Annotated in this window: 14 protein-coding genes; 5 read left to right on the plus strand and 9 right to left on the minus strand. The window is 43.2% G+C overall.

From position 1 onward, the window contains the following. The first annotated feature begins 94 nt into the window (after positions 1–94). The 3 genes from FHS24_RS02555 (at position 95) to FHS24_RS02565 (ending at position 2,437) form a co-directional block, all read left to right on the plus strand. Positions 95–760: a DUF6231 family protein gene (locus FHS24_RS02555; protein ID WP_183618460.1), complete on the plus strand. Its 666-nt coding sequence runs from the start codon at positions 95–97 to the stop codon at positions 758–760. A gap of 151 nt (positions 761–911) precedes the next feature. Further along, a complete protein-coding gene (pal, locus tag FHS24_RS02560) occupies positions 912–1,430 on the plus strand; it encodes a peptidoglycan-associated lipoprotein Pal (protein ID WP_183618461.1) in 519 nt (172 codons plus the stop codon). 206 nt (positions 1,431–1,636) lie between these two features. Further along, a complete protein-coding gene (locus tag FHS24_RS02565) occupies positions 1,637–2,437 on the plus strand; it encodes a 4'-phosphopantetheinyl transferase family protein (RefSeq protein WP_183618462.1) in 801 nt (266 codons plus the stop codon). A 120-nt stretch (positions 2,438–2,557) separates the two neighbouring features. Here the strand turns inward: FHS24_RS02565 and FHS24_RS02570 are convergent, their stop codons facing one another. Next, positions 2,558–3,430 (minus strand): hypothetical protein, encoded by an 873-nt coding sequence (locus FHS24_RS02570; protein ID WP_183618464.1) that lies wholly within the window; start codon positions 3,428–3,430, stop codon positions 2,558–2,560. A 656-nt stretch (positions 3,431–4,086) separates the two neighbouring features. On the opposite strand from FHS24_RS02570, the gene FHS24_RS02575 reads away from it, so the two are divergent. Then, positions 4,087–4,845, plus strand: coding sequence for an IclR family transcriptional regulator (locus FHS24_RS02575; protein WP_183618465.1), 759 nt, complete (start codon positions 4,087–4,089; stop codon positions 4,843–4,845). Between the two features lie 90 nt (positions 4,846–4,935). On the opposite strand, the gene mmsB is transcribed toward FHS24_RS02575, so the two are convergent. The 8 genes from mmsB to FHS24_RS02615 form a co-directional block, all read right to left on the minus strand. Continuing rightward, positions 4,936–5,889: a 3-hydroxyisobutyrate dehydrogenase gene (mmsB, locus tag FHS24_RS02580; protein WP_183618466.1), complete on the minus strand. Its 954-nt coding sequence runs from the start codon at positions 5,887–5,889 to the stop codon at positions 4,936–4,938. 111 nt (positions 5,890–6,000) lie between these two features. After that, positions 6,001–7,266, minus strand: coding sequence for an enoyl-CoA hydratase/isomerase family protein (locus FHS24_RS02585; protein ID WP_183618467.1), 1,266 nt, complete (start codon positions 7,264–7,266; stop codon positions 6,001–6,003). Between the two features lie 58 nt (positions 7,267–7,324). Then, positions 7,325–8,107, minus strand: a complete 783-nt coding sequence (locus FHS24_RS02590) for an enoyl-CoA hydratase (protein ID WP_183618468.1) — start codon at positions 8,105–8,107, stop codon at positions 7,325–7,327. 105 nt (positions 8,108–8,212) lie between these two features. Further along, positions 8,213–9,373, minus strand: coding sequence for an acyl-CoA dehydrogenase family protein (locus tag FHS24_RS02595; protein ID WP_183618469.1), 1,161 nt, complete (start codon positions 9,371–9,373; stop codon positions 8,213–8,215). A 200-nt stretch (positions 9,374–9,573) separates the two neighbouring features. Next, entirely contained in the window at positions 9,574–11,058 is a 1,485-nt protein-coding gene (locus tag FHS24_RS02600) for a CoA-acylating methylmalonate-semialdehyde dehydrogenase (RefSeq protein WP_183618470.1), read from the minus strand. A 305-nt stretch (positions 11,059–11,363) separates the two neighbouring features. Further along, positions 11,364–13,448, minus strand: a complete 2,085-nt coding sequence (locus tag FHS24_RS02605; protein ID WP_227671699.1) for a propionate--CoA ligase — start codon at positions 13,446–13,448, stop codon at positions 11,364–11,366. A gap of 245 nt (positions 13,449–13,693) precedes the next feature. Continuing rightward, the gene (locus FHS24_RS02610; RefSeq protein WP_183618471.1) at positions 13,694–15,364 is read right to left on the minus strand and encodes a fatty acid--CoA ligase; all 1,671 of its coding nucleotides are present in this window, start codon (positions 15,362–15,364) and stop codon (positions 13,694–13,696) included. A 359-nt stretch (positions 15,365–15,723) separates the two neighbouring features. Beyond that, positions 15,724–16,869, minus strand: coding sequence for an MFS transporter (locus FHS24_RS02615; protein ID WP_265088148.1), 1,146 nt, complete (start codon positions 16,867–16,869; stop codon positions 15,724–15,726). Between the two features lie 587 nt (positions 16,870–17,456). Here FHS24_RS02615 and FHS24_RS02620 point away from each other — a divergent pair. Beyond that, positions 17,457–18,446 (plus strand): dienelactone hydrolase family protein, encoded by a 990-nt coding sequence (locus FHS24_RS02620; protein ID WP_183618472.1) that lies wholly within the window; start codon positions 17,457–17,459, stop codon positions 18,444–18,446. Positions 18,447–18,744 lie beyond the last annotated feature (298 nt).

Below are 18,744 nucleotides of genomic sequence, written 5' to 3' on the forward strand. Positions count from 1 at the left end.
TTTATCAAAAAGGCAGTTAATCATTGGATAATGTGTTTTAACATGATTTAATAGGCTGATTGCTAACCTGACTACTAATTAAACGACCAACCTTATGACGACTGATGCTTCAAACATTACCTTACCATTATTAAGTGCTTATATTGAGGCATTACTACCTTCATTAGCCGCGCCTAGCCAGAGCCAAGCAACTGAGCAATTAACCTCTGTCAATAATCCTCAGGGTGAAATATTGTGGGTCGTACCAGATAAACAGGGACGCTTAAACCTGCAAACCCAATTTAGAGATAGCATTGCTATTATAAAAAGCAGCGCGCCTGATAATGTCCATAAGAACTATGAAAGTAAGGATGAAATGGCAGCGTTTCTTATAGCGACTTTAACCGAGCTTACCCAACAAGCGCGGCCTGAGCGTTATAATTTGGCCTGTTTTTGGCTACCAACTTTATCAGCAGAATTGCTGCAACAGTATATTCCCCTACTCATGCGCTATCGGGACATCTATGCCGCCCATTTACTTATCGTGCTTGATAAGACCATAGATTTGCGCGCTTATGGATTGACACCATTCGATATTTTGAGCGAAGCATCTTTAGACAAGGATATCACTCATCAAAGAGATAACTCTTTATTATCGGCACCGTCATCCATATCCGCCACACTTTGGCAATTCAATTTGTATGATTATAAGCAATTACCAAATTGGCTTAATGCTGATTACTGGGCAAACCCTGAAAACTGGGGTAAGAACCGTTGGTAAAATATCTGATAGGCATATGTAAATTCTCGAATTATTTACAGTAATACTACTTACATAAAGTAACATTTAGTATATGATAGATAGCAATTGCCTAAGTTTTACCAAAAGCAGTTTACAACAACAAATGTCATTAAAATTTTAGGAGCTCATTATGTCAACCAGTTTTTCAAAAATCGCTGCTCTAGCAGTATTATCAAGTGCTGTGGTATTGGCATCAGGTTGTGCCAACAAACGCGCGACTTCAGAAGTTGTCGTGGCCCCACTAGGTATCCCAGGTGGTCAAGCGGGTTATAACGGCGCGGTTATCGTCGGTAACTCAAATGCTGTTATCACTGGTGCTGAGAACCTGCAAGCGGTTGTATACTTTGCCTTTGATAGCAGTGAAATCACTTCACAAGCAGCTGGCGTATTAAACCAACATGCCGGTCTACTAAGCTCAAATCCAAACGCTGGTGTTGTTATCGCTGGTCACACTGATGAGCGCGGTAGCCGTGAATATAACATCGCCCTAGGTGAGCGCCGTGCCCAAGCTGCACGTGATTATCTTGCTGCCCAAGGTGTTGCGGTAAATAATATTCGTGTCATCAGTTATGGTGAAGAGCGTCCAGCAGCTGCCGGTACGACTGAAGATGCCTATGCACAAAACCGCCGTGCTGAATTGTCTTACTAATCGCTGTTGATAAGACTTTGTTAGCCTAAATTAATGAGTAGCAAAAAGCCCAGCAAATATATTGTTGGGCTTTTTGCATTCTGCTACGCTAAAATGAATTGTTAAAAGTGGTTTGTATTCTGACAAACTGCAGCTATGACCAATTTAAAAATACGAAGAAACCTATCTCTCAACAACTTTAAGCTAATAGCCTTTACTATAACCAAATGATACCAACTTTAAACTTACATGATATTCAGTACAGTCAACTTGATTCCAAGACTTGGTGCGCGACGGCTCAGGTAACTGCGTCGTGCCCTCTAATTTTTTCTGACTTATTCAGCAATTCGACTTTACTGCTTAATGCAAACCTATCTAACATCAATACTGATAAATTCTGTCATATTACGTGGCACTACTATATTCCTAACGCTTCTTTATCAGCGCGCAAAATTGCTTATGAACAGCGCCAGCAACAACGTGCTGGTGTACGCCTATTATTACAATCTCTACTTAATAAGCTAAATATTAATGACAGTTTGGATGACTTAAGCTTTCCCTATCGACTTGTTAACAGCCAATATTACGTGTGCTTTAGTCATACTGGGAGAAGTAGTCCAAATACTTCTACTCAGCCGAGTGGGGGAAAACCTTTTAACGGGTTAGATAATAAAGTTGCGGTTGTTATTAGTTTTCATCGACCGGTAGGCATCGACATAGAAACCAATAACCTTGAGTGGCGGGTGGCAAAGCGCTTTTATCACATGAATGAGATTGCTATCTTGCAAACTTTAACCTTTATGCAACGTGATACTGTCGCTAAGTTACTATGGCAAATAAAAGAGAGTTTTATCAAAATTCATCAGTATAAGCTGGCACAAGGTTTAGGTATGGATTACTCCTATCTCATCACTGGCTTAGTGAACGGCATCGAAGAACAGGCACAGCTGTCTTTGGCCTTTAACGATGATAAAACCGGTTACTATCTCGTCTTACTACCTAAGCGGCAGACAGTAATTGTGTATTAACGATTTTTTAATTAAATTAAAGTTGCGCTAAGTTATTTTAGACAAAAAAAACGACCCTTTTCAGGATCGTTTTTTTATTACTACTTATCTTCTAATAACAGTATTTAAACTGTGATTAGCTTAGAAGCGGTAAGTTGCACCAACTTTAACAATTGGCATCCACTCAAGATAGTCTTTATCTTCTAACTGGGCTTGAGCTTTTTCAGCAACTGCACTACCTTTAATAGAATCAGGTTGACCTTGTGCATTTGTAAAATTCACATCAGCATTTGGGTTGCTTGAACGAACAGTCGCATCAGTCTTACCTAGGTATGCTGCACCTAATTCACCAAACAAACCGAAGTTATTAGTGATGTTAGGACGGAAACCAATAGTAGCATAAGGCGCTAATTTGTTACGATGCTCTACAGTACCTGATAAAGTGCCAGTTTGGGCAGCGTTATATTGGATACCATCAATTTTGAAGAAGGTGCCTTCAGCATTAGCAGTTACGTCGATATCGTTATCAGGAACGATGATACCAGCACCCATAGTGAACCAGTTCGCCATAGGACGTAATTGTACGCCTAGGTACGGGTTGCTAAAGTCTGAATCAACGTCGTAATTGATGTCGTTTACATCAAAGTCACCGCCGAACAAGTCAGCAACATCGCCACCTGCCCAACCAGCTTGTAGTTCGGTCTTGTCGTTAAGTGCCCAACCGATGTTAGCACCATAACCTAAAGTACCAACTTCAGCGCTGATAGCAGCTGGATGAGTAACAGTCTGGAAGAAAGTTTTAGTGCCACCGACAACAGCACCTGTAGTGTTACGTACAACACCAGCGTCAGCATTATATGCATAACCAGGTTGTGCTTGATAAGCTACTGCTACTGGCTCAGCTTCGTATACAACTGCTTCATTACCGTCAACAACGATAACTGGCTCAGCTGCTAATGCAGCACTTGATGCTAAAACAGCAGCAGAAATAGCTGTTAATTTAATAAGTTTCATAGAATACTCTCCTAAAGTGTGAAATAACTCGCCCGTAAAAAAATGATAATTTAGCTTTTTTTAAACGACCATTTTTGTTGAGCAGATTAAAACAATTTTGGCTCAAAAAGTCACCCCCATGGATGCGCTTTTTATTTGCCGTTATGTAAAGATTGCATAGATATTGTAATAATTGCTACACCAATCCGCAAAACTTCGCTTTTCTGTTACACAATACTCTCAAAGCAACTGAATAGTACAAACACGAGTATTGAATCGCTTAACGCTCATGTAAAGGTATTACAAAATATGTCAGTATAATGGCCTATGTCAGGATTTAACTCAATTACAGTTATAGAGTTTATTACTACAGTTTGTTGTGGTTTGTGAGTTAACGTATCTAATATTACCCAATCATCGATAATTTAGAAACCCGATGGCTGAAAAACCAGATAGTTTAGAAATCTGTTAGTTTAGAAACTTAGTATGGATCGCATTATGGTACAGAAATGTGTTTATATTTAATGAGATATAAGCTTGTCTAAGCGCCATAATATGCTAAATTAGTCTTAGCAATGAAGCTGATTTTAAACTTCAAATTTATTGGTTTTTAACTGACTGATTACCGCTTCTTCTGTTCTTTGCTTTATTTTTATCATTCTTATTGAGCCATCTATATGCCTAAAGTATCGTCGATTACCCGTGTGTTAGAGATTATCGAGGCCGTATCTTATGCCTCAAAGCCGCTCTCTCCACTTGAACTATCTCAAGAGCTTGATATCCCAAAACCTACCATTCACCGATTGATTCAAAATCTGGTCGATGAAGGATTTGTGACGGTTGATATTGGTGGCGGTATTATTCCAGGCAAGCGTGTACGTAATTTAGGTGTTGAGCTTTGGCAGCAGCGACTGTTCTTTAATGAGCGGCAAATGATTTTGCAAAAACTGGTCGATGAGCTTAAAGAGACCTGCGGTATCGGTGTGCCATATCAGATGAATATGATCTATACCAACCGCGCACAAACGACCTTGCCAATACAGATTTATTTGCCAGTGGGCGCAAAATCACCGTTATGGTGTACAGCCACTGGTAAACTGTACTTAAGTCAGTTACCGTGCACAAGTCGCGACAAAATACTGCAAAATTTATCATTGGATAAATTTACCAAAAACACCATCACCAATATCGATGCGTTAAATGCTGAACTTGATAGTATCGCTGCTACCGGTATCGGCATTGATAATGAAGAATTTATCTCTGAGATGGTAGCGATATCAGTACCTGTACTAGATAAAAAGTCACGCTATTTGGCCTCCTTATATCTTCATGCACCAACCATACGGGTATCTTTAGACGACCTCATAACCCATGTGCCACGACTGCAAAAAGCAGCAAAAGATATTCAGTCTCTAGTCTATGAGCTGCCAAGTTAAATGCCTTGATATAAACCAGAAATAAGTCCAAAAAAAGGTCTGCACTATTATAATAATGCAGACCTTTTTTAGTTGTATTTTTTTAATATCTTAAGACAATACAGAGCTGTCGTGACGCGCCATAATACTAGAAAAATCTCTATCACCATTTTCGACAGTATGTGCAGCATAAAGCTCAGTCGCTTTAGCGCCCATTGGTGTCTCTACATCGGTATCCTTAGCCGTTTGCATGGCAAGGTTAAGATCCTTTTGCATCAGCTTACTCATAAAGCCGCCTTTATAACCATTACTGGATGGGACGTTTTCCATCACTTGCGGATAAGGGTTGTAGACTTCTAATGTCCAATTACGACCTGAGCTTTGTAGCATAATATCTGACAACACTTTTGGGTCGAGGCCATTTTTGACGCCTAAGTTAATCGCCTCTGCTGTTCCTGCCATTAGAATACCTAACAGCATGTTATTGCAGATTTTCGCGACTTGTCCAGCACCATGATTGCCCGCATGAAAGATGTTTTTGCCCATAACGGCTAATATCGGCTCGGCTTTGGCAAATGCATCAGCGCTGCCACCAACGATAAAGGTTAGCGTACCAGCGATAGCGCCGCCCGTACCGCCGGAAACTGGCGCATCTAAGAAGTCGATACCAAGCTTACTTGCTGACTCTGCCACCATCCTAGCATCAGCCGCCGCGATGGTACTGCTATCAATGACTAATGTACCTTTGGGTAGTTCTGCTAGTAAGCCAGCAGCCCCATTTTCACCTAGATAGACAGAATGGACATGCTTGCCCGCAGGCAACATACTAATGACGACCTGCGCATTGCTTGCAGCATCTTTAGGGCTATCGGCCACACTGGCACCTGCTTGTTGCAAGCGCTGGGTCGCCTCCTCAGACAAGTCATAAACAGATAGTGCATAACCTGCTTTTAACAAGTTCTCTGCCATCGGTGCGCCCATATTGCCAAGCCCAATAAAGGCTATATTTGGCTTAGCAGCATCATTTGATGCTTTATTACTTAAATCTGAATCCTTTGTACCCATCTCATCGCTCCTTGATGATTGCTTATTAGTTACATATATATGCAGACAATGCTACACATAGGTTTGCGTTTTTTGATTTATACCTAATTTTATAATGAGCCTATGAGGCTCTTAGCGCACAAGCTGGCTGCCTAACGCTTTATCGCCCAACCAATCATCTAAGGGATGCTCACCTTTTGCATAAGGATTGACAAAATGCTGATGAATATAGGATTGCCCTTCGGTATTGAGGCAGTCTGCTAATGAACGCGACCATTGCGGGCTACGGTCTTTGTCAATCAGTAGCGCGCGTACGCCTTCTTTAAAGTCAGGATTGGCCGCACAATGTACTGCCACGTTGGTTTCTAAATACAGAACTTGCTCTAGCGATAAGTTCGTGACTTTATGATAAAGCGCATAGGTCAAAGCAGCGGTAACTGGACAGCCATGTCGATAAGTATCTACTGCTCGCTGCGTCCAGCTATCTTCTGCAAAGTCTGTATCTAGCTTTGCTAGTGCTTCGTCATTTTGTAGGAGTGCATCAATATCTCCCAGTCCGCCGCTGTTCATTAACTGTTGGATAGGTTTCCAGTATGTCGCTAATTTGCTAGCAGGTAACTCAGCTACTGGTTGCGATGCCAGTGCGCGGCTGACAATACTATGAGCGCTATTGTTATGGCATTTATCTTTGCTACCTGCTGCTGATTGCCAATTACTCTGTTTTAAACTTTGTATGACGGCATCGTAGTCACTACTGGCGACGGCATACTCTGCAAGATTGGCTAATATGGCATCGTTGCCATTACACATCGCACCCGTTAGCCCTAAAAACAAACCTGTTTTAGACGGCATACGCTGTAAGAACCAACTGCCAGAGGCATCAGGGAACAGTCCAATAGTTACTTCTGGCATCGCAAAGCGGGTACGCTCAGTAACCAAACGATGACTACAACCTGCCATCAAGCCCATACCGCCACCCATAATAATGCCATCACCCCACAGGATAAGTGGCTTAGGGTAAAAGTGCATCTGTCGATAAAGGTTGTACTCACTACCAAAGAACTCTGTCGCATAAGGGTTTGGCAGTGGTGCTGTCTCTGACATACTGTCATAGAGTTTACGGATATCACCGCCAGCACAGAACGCTTTGTCGCCTGCCCCTTTTAGCACCAATGCCACTATCTGATCGTCACTTTGCCACTGCTCTAGCTGCTGGGCTAATAACTGACACATCTCAACACTGAGCGCGTTGAGAGATTTGGGCGTATTTAGCGTCATTATCCCAATAAGATGGCCACAATCTGTCGGCTCGGTATTAAACAATACTGGCGCTTCTTGTGCATTTTTTTCTACGGATTTTTGATTATTATCATCCGTCGCTGTCGTAGCTGCTGTCATAAAAGTAACCTAAAAATTAAAAGGAAAAATATTAGCGCTAAGTCTGATTTAATTTGGTCTATTTATTTTGCCAATTGGGTTTACGCTTTTCTAAGAATGCTTGTACGCCTTCGCGCTGATCTTTGGTGTCGAATAACTTAACAAAAGCTTCGCGCTCATGAATAAGATTTTGTGCAGGCGGCGTATTTCTTGCGGCTTGGATAAGCTTCTTAGAATAACTGACGGCAACAGGTGATTGCTTAGCGACTTTTTGCGCTAATGCTTGCGCCGCTAATAAACCGCCACCTTTTGCTGTGACTTCTTCGACTAAGCCAATGCGTAATGCAGTATCGGCATCGACGCGCTCACCGCACAATATCATACGCTTGGCCCAGCCTTCACCAACCAGTAAAGGCAGATTCTGCGTACCGCCTGCACATGGCAATAAGCCCACGCCGGTCTCTGGTAAGGCCATCTGTGCATGCGCTTCTGCGATACGGATATCACAGGCCAGTGCACACTCAAGTCCACCGCCCATCGCATAGCCGTTGATGACTGCGATACTGACACCGCGATACGCTGATAGTGCTTCAAACGCTTCACCAAAAGCGATAGCCATGCTGATTGCTTGGCCTTTATCACCATCTGAAAAATTATTTAAGTCCGCACCTGCTGAAAAGAACTTCTCGCCATCGCCATGAATGATTAAGGCATAAACATCATCATTGGCATTGAGGTCAGTGACTAACTGCTTCAGCGCCGGTAGACTCTCCATCGTCCACGTATGGGCTGGTGGGTTATTCAATGTTATGGTAGCAATGTGACCATCAATTGATAACTTGAGATTGGTATAATCCGTCATAAATAATCCTTTATTTTATTTGAATTTGATACGGGTTCTTAAAAAGTAAAGTTATTAAATAGCCATAGAAAACCATAGCGAAATATAAACAGTAGCATTATGAAATTAACGCAATTGACTCAATACCTCATCTTGTAGCATCTGACGCGAGACAATCACGCGCATGATTTCATTAGTGCCTTCCAAAATTTGATGAACACGCAAGTCTCGTACATGGCGCTCAAGCGGATATTCATTGAGATAGCCGTAACCACCATGTAGTTGCAGAGCTTCGTTGGCGACATCGAAACAAAGATCAGTCGATAAGCGCTTTGCCATCGCGCAATAAGTAGAGGCTTGCGAATCCTTATTGTCGACTTTGCTCGCCGCTAAATAGAGCATTTGCCGTGCCGTGATAGTTTGAGTCAGCATATCAGCAAGCTTAAACTGCACCGACTGTAAGCTGGCAATCGGGCTGCCAAACTGACTGCGCTCTTGCACATAATTGGTCGCGGTCTCTAGTGCTGACTGCGCTGTACCCACTGCACAGATACCGATATTGATACGACCGCCATCTAAGCCTTTCATAGCGATACGAAAGCCTTGACCTTCTTCGCCAATGAGATTCTCTACTGGAACTTTGACATCTTTAAAGCTAATCGTCCGTGTTGGCTGCGCTTTCCAACCCATTTTATGCTCGTTTTTGCCGTATTCAATACCAGCACTATCGGCATCGACAACGAATGCTGAGATACCTTTGGGTCCTGCAGCGCCCGTACGAGCCATAACCACTAACACATCGGTCGAGCCTGCGCCTGAAATAAAGGTTTTTTCACCATTGAGTACGTAATGATCGCCTTGCTTATCGGCTTTGGTGCGTAATGAGGCCGCATCAGAACCGGCGTTCGGCTCAGTCAAGCAGTAGCTGCCAAGCCAGTCACCGTTGACCATATTGGGCAGATACTTCTTACACAAAGCATCGCTACCATACTCACCAATCATCCAGCTCGCCATATTGTGGATACTCATATAAGCGGCGACTGCCGTATCACCCCATGCCAACTCTTCAAAAACCATGGCAGAGTCTAAGCGTGACAATCCCAAACCATCATATTCTGGATTGGTATATAGCCCTAAAAAGCCAAGTTCGCCTGATTTTTTAATCACATCGACTGGGAAATGCGAGGTGCGATCCCATTCAGCCGCATTGGGCCTTAGCTCTTTTTGGGCAAACTGTCTGGCAGTTTGGCGAAAGGCCATTTGATCTTCGGTCAGTGAAAAATCCATAGGGTCATCCTTGTGCTTAAAAAGCAAATATGGTGGAGAGAATTTGGTAAAGTGTCAATTTAATGTCACTTATATAATGCTACTTATAAATGTCAATCATAATAGCAGTGGCATAACGACAATCACAAAATCATACATTAGTGTTTAAAAAACATAGTAAACAAGATTGACGTTACACCGCTAATATAGTGAATTAATGATTAAATTGAAATAGTCGTATTAACCCCGCGGCTCGCCTCATCATCAAACCAGCGCGCCGTGACAGTCTTGGTTTGAGTATAGAATTGCACAGCCTGCTTACCATAAGGACCGAGATCACCAAGTTTACTAGCACGCGAACCTGAGAATGAGAACATTGGTAGTGGCACAGGAATCGGCAAGTTGATACCGATTTGACCCACCTGAATATCTTGTTGGAACTTATGCGCCGCTGCGCCTGACTGAGTGAATATAGCGGTACCATTACCATGTGGATTAGCATTCAACATTTCTATCGCTTCATCTAAGCTGTTAGCACGCATGATACACAGTACAGGTCCAAAGATTTCTTCTTTATAAATTTGCATATCCGCAGTGACATTATCAAAGATAGTTGGACCAACAAAGTTGCCATTCTCATAACCTTCAACCGTAATGCCGCGACCATCAAGTATCAAGCTCGCCCCTTCTTCTACCCCTGTGCCAATCAAATGCTCAACACGTGCTTTTGCAGCAGGAGAAATGAGCGGACCTAAATCCTTGTCATCTTTACCGGCTGAGACAATCAAACCCTCTGCTTTGGCTTTGATGTCATCAATCCACTCACCAGCGGCACCGACAAGGACAACGACAGACAGCGCCATACAACGCTGACCGGCAGCACCAAATGCAGCACCTGCTAGCTGATTAAGGGTTTGCTCTTTATTGGCATCCGGCAAGATAACGCCATGGTTTTTTGCACCCATCATACACTGTGCGCGTTTGCCTGATTTACTAGCACGCTCATAGACGTGTTTACCGACATTGGTAGAGCCAACAAATGAAACTGCTTTGATGTCTGGGTGATCACAAATAGCGTCAACCGTCGCCTTGCCACCATGAACCACGTTTAGTACGCCTTCAGGTACACCCGCTTCAACCGCAAGCTCAACCAAACGCATGGTGACCATAGGATCTTGTTCAGAAGGCTTTAAGATAAAGGTGTTGCCCGTGGCAATCGCCATTGGGAACATCCATAACGGAATCATCGCTGGGAAGTTAAACGGTGTGATACCTGCACAAACACCAAGTGGCTGCCAGATGCTATATGTATCCACGCCTGAGGCAACGTTTTCAACGAAGTCACCAATCTGCAAGTTAGCAATACCGGCGGCATGCTCGACGACTTCTAAGCCACGAAATACATCACCGCGCGCATCAGCAATCGTTTTGCCTTGCTCGGCCGTTAAGATTTCTGCCAGCTCGTCCATATGTTCACGTATCAATGCTTGATACCTTAAGAAGATACGGGCACGCGTGGTGATTGGCGTTTTTCGCCAAGTTTGAAAAGCCGTTTGAGCGGCGGCAACTGCTTGGTTAATCTCATCATCAGTGGTTTGCGGAACTTTAGCGATGACTTCCTGCGTGGCAGGATCCGTGATATCAATCCATTCGCTGGTATTAGAATCAACAAATTGACCATTGATGAGCTGCTGAACGTGGTGCATAAGATTTCCTTATCTTGTTTACCGGACTGCCGTGTGACGGTGTCTTCGTGTGCGTAAAAGGTGTTAAAAATAATAAGTTTTTAGTAATCAAACATAATTTTAAAATGATTTGTTTCGTATCGTTATTGACTATAACAATAAAACAATTTTAGGGTCAAGCTCTTTATGTTGCTTTTAGCAAAGTTAATGTTAATGTCCGATTTCTTTATCATTACCGGTAAGTTATTGGCGACAATAAAAAAGCCCATGACCATTCATGAGCTTTTTTAGATAAAGGCTATTTTAAAATATACCTAAAAATGTGCTTAGTAATCTTTCATAGATTGTTTAATGGCCTCAATCGCTGTTGGATTATCCAGTGTAGACATATCACCTGTCTCATTACCTTCTGCTAAAGCGCGAATAGCACGGCGTAATATTTTACCAGATCGCGTCTTTGGTAATGCTTGTGGGAAATAAATCGCCGCCGGTCTGGCAATACCGCCAAGCGATTTGACCACTGCACCAATGACCTGCTGCTCAATGCGGAAGCGATTTTCTGTCGTTGCCACTTGCTCGTGATCTTTGAGCACACAGAAGGCGATGGGCAATTCGCCTTTTAACTCATCTTGGATACCGACGACCGCACATTCCGCCATTTCTGGATGGGTACTGATCGCCTCTTCAATCTCTTGCGTCCCAATACGATGACCGGCAACGTTAATCACATCATCGGTACGTCCTAATATATAAAAATAGCCGTCTTTGTCAGTCACGGCATAGTCTGAGGTCGAGTATTGCTTGCCGTCAAATAAACCAAAATAACTGCTAATAAAGCGCTCGTCATTACGCCATACGGTGGTGAGACAACCGGGCGGCAGTGGTGCGCGAATGGCGAGCAGACCTTTTTCACCTGCAGCACAAGGCTCGCCTGTTTCTTCATTAATGACATGCGCATCATAGCCATACATGGGATAACCCGGTGAGCCTTGTTTGTGCGGTTTATGATTAAACTTGGGCGTATTACTTAGAATCGGCCAACCCGATTCTGTCTGCCAGTAATGATCTAAAATTGGCACCCCTAAATGCTTAGTAAGCCAATTGGCCGTTGACTCATCAAGTGGCTCACCTGCTAAAAAGAACGACTTGACGCTTGAAACATCATAGCGCGTCATCCAAGTCTCATCTTGTTTTTTGAGCATACGTACACCGGTCGGTGCCGTGAATAAGATATTCACTTTATTGGCTTCGACAATGCGCCACCAGATACCTGGATTTGGACGATGCGGCAAGCCCTCATACATGACACTGGTCATGCCAGCAAGCAACGGCGCATAAATGGTGTAAGAATGCCCAACGGCCCAGCCGATATCTGATATTGCCCAAAACGTCTCGCCCGCTTTGCCATCGTAGATATAATCCATCGACGTCGTTAGTGCCACTGCATGACCGCCCGTATCACGTTGCACGCCTTTTGGCGTACCCGTGGTACCTGAGGTATAAAGCAAATAAGAGGGTGTGTTAGATTCTAACCAAACTGGTTCGACAATGGCATTGGCTTCACAGCTGATTCGGCGCTGGGCTGCATAATCCACATCAATAGCTTGCGGCTCAAATGGTAGTACACCGCGATTGACTACTAATACATGCTCTGGCTTGACCGTTGCTTGCTCGACACCTTGATTCACAAGGCTCTTATAGTTAACGACCTTACCGCCACGTAGGCCGGCATCGACAGTAATCACCATTTTTGCTTCGGCATCATCCATACGAATAGCCAGATTGTGCGCGGCAAAGCCACCAAATACCACCGAATGTACCGCACCGATACGCGCACACGCTAGCATCGCATAAGCCGCCTCTAGTATCATCGGCATATAGATGATGACACGATCGCCCTTGCCGATACCATGACGCTGTAGCACATCGGCGAAATAATTTACTTCTTTATAAAGATCGTTGTAAGTCAGGCGACGCTTGGTATAGTCAGTATAAAACTCAACGTTATTGCCCAAATCTTTAAAGGCATCGACGACTGCGGGGAAGGTTTCTATCAATTCTTGGTTAATCTCGGATGAGAGCCAAATAAAGGCATCCTGCTCTGCGCGTTCTTCAAGGTGACGATCGACACAGTTATAGCAGAGATTGGTTTCACCGCCGACGTACCATTTGGCAAACGGCAAATTGCTGTCATCAAGGATTTGCTCAGGCTCTTTATGCCAATAAATACGCTTGGCTTGCTCAGCCCAAAACTGCTCGCGATTATCAATAGAGGACTGATAAATATCTGCAAAGGTTTGCTTGCTGTCAAATGACGCTTGAGAATTTTGGCTAGAGAATTGCTTGAGGTTTTGATTATTATTTTGATTCACAGCTTGATTGCTGGTTTGAGATTTGGCTTGCTCGTTCATAATGGCTGTCCTTAGCGTAAACGATGGGTAATGCATTAAGATTTTATAAGATGCGCTTTTATAAGATACGGTTTCATAATATGACGCTTTATAAGATACGCTCTTATTGAATACTATCATAATATAAAACTGGCTATCCCTGCCAGAAATGAAAAACCGATACATTATGTATCGGTTTAAAATGTAGCAGAGCCAATGATAAAGGTCAACTAATAAGCACGTTAAAAGTTAACCACCCCAAGCGATTACACCTCACTCTGATTGGCATACATCTCGCGCATGACTTTTTTATCATGTTTACCAACAGAGGTTTTAGGTAGCTCATCGACGAATTTAAACTGACTAGGCACGCCATATTTAGGAATAATACCGCGCTCTACTGCCTGCTCAGCAATCGCTTTAATATCATCAGCACTGGTATCTTGGCAAGCAGGCTTGAGCACAATCAAGGCTAGCGGACGCTCGCCCCATTGCTTATCACGCACGCCAATCACTGATACGTCAGCCACCGCTGGATGTAGCGATAGAATCGTCTCAATCTCTAATGAAGATATCCACTCACCGCCTGACTTGATAACGTCTTTTAGACGATCAGTGATTTTGATATAACCATCAGGTTGAATATAGGCGATATCTTGGGTATGCATATAGCCATTTTCCCACAGCTCTTTACCCGCATCATCATTCTTCAGATAGCTTTGCGTTAACCAAGGCGCGCGCAGTACTAATTCGCCCGTATTGTCTTTACCCATACCGACAGATTCATTGTCAGTATTCCATATTTGAGCGTCCACCATCAGTACTGGCTTACCAGTCATACAACGGCGGGCGATATCTTCTTCTTCAGACATCTCAGGCTCATTGAGGCTAAACTCTGTCAAGCTAATAAGAGGCGCGGTTTCAGACATACCATAGCCAGTATAAACTTCAATACCTTGCGCCAATGCAGCTTTTGCTAAGCCTTCGGTAAGCTTAGAGCCACCGATAATCATTTTCAAACCATTAAAACTGGCATTACGATCTTGCGCTTCTTTAAGTACCATCTGCAAAATCGTTGGCACACAATGGGTGATACTGACCTTTTCATTGATAATTAAATCCATCAAGGCATCAGGTGCGTAACGTCCGGGATAGACTTGTTTTAGACCAACCATCGTCGCAGTAAATGGAAAACCCCATGCATGAACGTGGAACATCGGCGTCATTGGCATATATACATCACCATAGCTAACACCTTGCTTGTTGGGCAGCATTCCTAATGTCGCCGCTTCTGTCAGCGTATGTAGTACCAATTGGCGATGGCTAAAGAACACGCCTTTTGGATCACCTGTTGTACCTGAAGTATAAAAAGTAGTGGCAATAGTATTTTCATCGAAATCTGGGAAATCGAATTCGCTATTAGCGGCATCTAACAGGGCTTCATATTCACCAGTGACGCGGTTTTGGTTGCCACCAAAGACGCCTTCATAAGATACACCATTGTCATCGAGCCAAATAATATGCTCAATGCTGGAGTTTTCAAACTGATAGTCTTTCACCAATGGCGCAAACTCAGAATTAAGCAGCAATACTTTTGGCTTAGCATGATTGATGGTATAAAGGATTTTTTCGGGCGACAAACGGATATTGACGGTTTGCAGGATATATTCTGACATTGGTATTGCAAAGTACGATTCTAAATAGCGATGACTGTCCCAATCCATGACCGCAATCACATCACCGGCATCAAGATTTAAACCGGCTAAGACATTGGCTAAGCGATTGATACGCTGAAATAACTCTTTATAAGTGAAGCGCTTTTTATCGGCATAAACGATTTCCTGCTCTAGCGACACCGTTTTGGCACGGTTTAACAATTGCTTGACGATTAACGGATAATCGTAGGCTGACGGCGCACTATGGTAGATATTTGACATAAATCTGACTTCCTTGTGGATGGTTTTACTTATTTTAAAAGCGCTTTTAATAACTATTTAAATAGCTATTAGTGAACATATAACAACTTAGCATTTTTATTGTCTTTTTCACCATGATTATCGGCATAAACCCGGTGATAGATGATTGTGCTGCTTATCGTCATTCTTAATAAGATGCTATTGATAGTAAGAAAAAACCCAGGCTATGTAAAGCGTGCTTGCGTAAGTAGCATACGACTACAGGTACATTAATTCGCATTTAAATACTTAAATTATTATGCTATGGCAACATTGTGATAAAAGATACGGTGTAAAAATAAAAAGGTGCTGTATTAAAAATCATGGTATCAAAAACTGCCTTAATTCGCGCGGGCAGTTTTTTTAACCATGCCGATGCTAGCGACTAATAACGCAAGCACTTGTACAAATAATAATAACCAAACGGTCAGCGACCATTGCCCACGCGCATAAGCGATGCCGCATAGCCACGCGCCCATCGTGCCGCCTGCGTAATAGCCCATATAATATAAGCCAGAGGCCAATGAGCGTCCTTTTTTAACATTGACTGCGATATAGCTGATGGTAGCAGCTTGGGTAATAAAAACCCCAGTGGACATGACAGCAAGCCCTATCACGACTCCCCAAAGCGGTGTCAGCAGTGTTAGCAGCACGCCAAGCATCGAGATAACTATCGCTACTCGAACCGTACGCGCTGAGCCAAATCGGCGTAGCAACGTCGTCGACAATGGCGTGATGATAACCCCGATTAAATACACGGCAAAAATATTGGCAAGCGCACCCGTACTTAATTCATAAGGCGTGTCCGCGAGATGCAAGTTAATGAAGGTAAAGCAGCCTACCAAAGAGAACAGAACACAGGCACCAAGTAAGCAGGACGTGACGACATAACGGTTGACTAAATGCTCACCAAGGGTCTGCATGGCTGAGCGAAAGTTGGGATTGGCGATAAAGTGCCGTGACGATGGCAGCATTTTACCGACCCACAGCGCTCCGACAAGCGTCATAGCTGCCATCACATAGTATCCGGCGCGCCAACCAATCAGCTCATGCAAGTGCCCAAGTAAAAAACGCCCCATAAAGCCGCCAAGCACCGAGCCTGACACATAAAATGACATCAGCTCAGTAACCGCACGCCCCTCAAACTCTTCACCGATATAAGCAATCGTCACCACCGTAATACCAGGCACAGACAATCCCTGCATAAACCGCCACATACCCATCCAGCCAATATCTGGGCTTTGGGCAATTAATGCAGTGGGTATGGCTAAAAATAATAGCGCCCCAACAATAAATGATTTGCGCCCCACCGCATCAGAAAGCATACCTAAAAATGGCGACATGATAGCAATCGCCAATATGGTAGCACCGACGATCATGCCTGCCTGCACCTCAGTTGCCGAAAAATCCACCATCAACACCGGCAAAATAGCCTGAATAGAATAGACCTGCAAAAAAGCAAACATCCCAATCAAACCAATCGTCAGCTTCAATACCCATGAGGGCGCATCAAATGGCAGCGGTTGATTGGGTAGCTGAGTAGGCGGTTGAATATGGTGGCTAATGTCATTGCTATCTTTGCCATTGCCATTAGCATTGATGTCGTTATCTATACTGTTATTTATATTATTATTCAAAGTAGTACTGACTATGTTGGACGCCTCTTTTAGCTCGAAGCTAGACGGCATAGGTGATAGAGATAAACTGATAGAATGAAATTGTGATAATAGTAAAACTTATGACTTACTATAAAATGATGCATAATTTGTGAGTTTATCACAGCAAATACCAGACTCAGGTTTCGGTGTGTTATTCACAGTGCTATTTATGAAATCAGTTATCGTTAAAGTACTTATGATTAAAGCGCTTATAACTAAAAGCTAGGCTAGGTTTAACACTGTAGAGGTGACTGATATTTTTGACAGCTAATAGATTACTGTCTACCATTATTTTGCCCTGCAATTTATGATTGATATCGCTACTTTGTGAACCGTAGCGCATAAACAACAGACCAACTTAAGCTCTAAAACAACATAGCGCATAAAACAAACCTTCATCTAACAGATCCTTTATCATGTTAAACACCCCTTTTTATCCAAGATTGATTGCCGCGACAGGCACACTGATTGTTTCTATGAATGTGACAGCGGTTACGTCAGAAAAGGTAGACTCAATTGAAAAGCTTTCAATTAATGAACTATCAACCGCCACTTTAACAACCAAAATACCCGCAACTAAAATACCTTTAACCACAACAACATCAGCATCGCCTACATCAAACTGTATTCCTGACAGTGTCATTACTGCAGCTGAACTGTCAGCTACGCGTGATAACGGTCCTTTTACTGTGGCTAGCAAACCCGTTCTTCGGCAGCTGGAAAATGGCTTTGGTGGCGGAACCATTCATTATCCAACCAATGCTGGCGACTGTGGTCTGTTAGGCGGCATCGCAGTCATTCCTGGTTATGTGTCTTACGAAGCGTCTATTAAATGGTGGGGCCCGCGTCTGGCATCTTGGGGCTTTGTGGTTATTACTATTGATACCAACTCTATTTATGATAACCCAGATAGCCGAGCGACGCAGCTAAGTGCTGCTCTCGACCATATGCTTAGCGACAGTACGGTGGGTGCTCAGATAGATAGCAAACGTTTGGGCGCTATCGGTTGGTCAATGGGCGGTGGTGGCGCGCTGCAGTTAGCGACCAAACGCAGTGACGTACGCGCCATTATTCCGCAAACGCCCTATCATGATAAAGACTATGGCGACATAAATACACCTGCTTTATTTATTACCTGCCAGAACGACCGTATTGCTTCCAATAAGAAATATAGCAGTCCTTTTTATAATGCTGCTGCTGGGCCAAAAATGAAAATTGAGATAAAAAACGGTAGCCACTTTTGTCCAAGCTATCGCTTTAATGAGAAATTACTGAGCAAGCCGGGCATTGCTTGGATGCATCGCTACATAAATGGTGATACCCGCTTCGATAAGTTTTTGTGTAATAACGAAAATTATGGCAACAGCCCTCGTATATCGGCCTACGATTATAAAAACTGCGTATAGTCAATTTAAGCTAAAAAGAATACAGCACGGCTGGGATAAATTTTGCGCAGCCACTGGAGTATGAAGCACACAGCAAGCAAGGAGAGAAGGAAGGAGAATTTTTACCAGCAGAACGCTATTTTGAATTACATTACAGTCAAAGCAGTACTCTAACCAATTTTTAATATTTACACATCTATATGGCTGATATCTATTTCCTTACAGACTTTGCATGCTTAAAAAACCATAATCAGAACGTATGCATAATTCATTGCTATTACTAATAATTAAAAAACTAAGAAAACAACCATTAAGGAAA

The sequence above is a fragment of the Psychrobacter luti genome (assembly GCF_014192115.1).
GTDB classification, from domain to species: Bacteria; Pseudomonadota; Gammaproteobacteria; order Pseudomonadales; family Moraxellaceae; genus Psychrobacter; species Psychrobacter luti.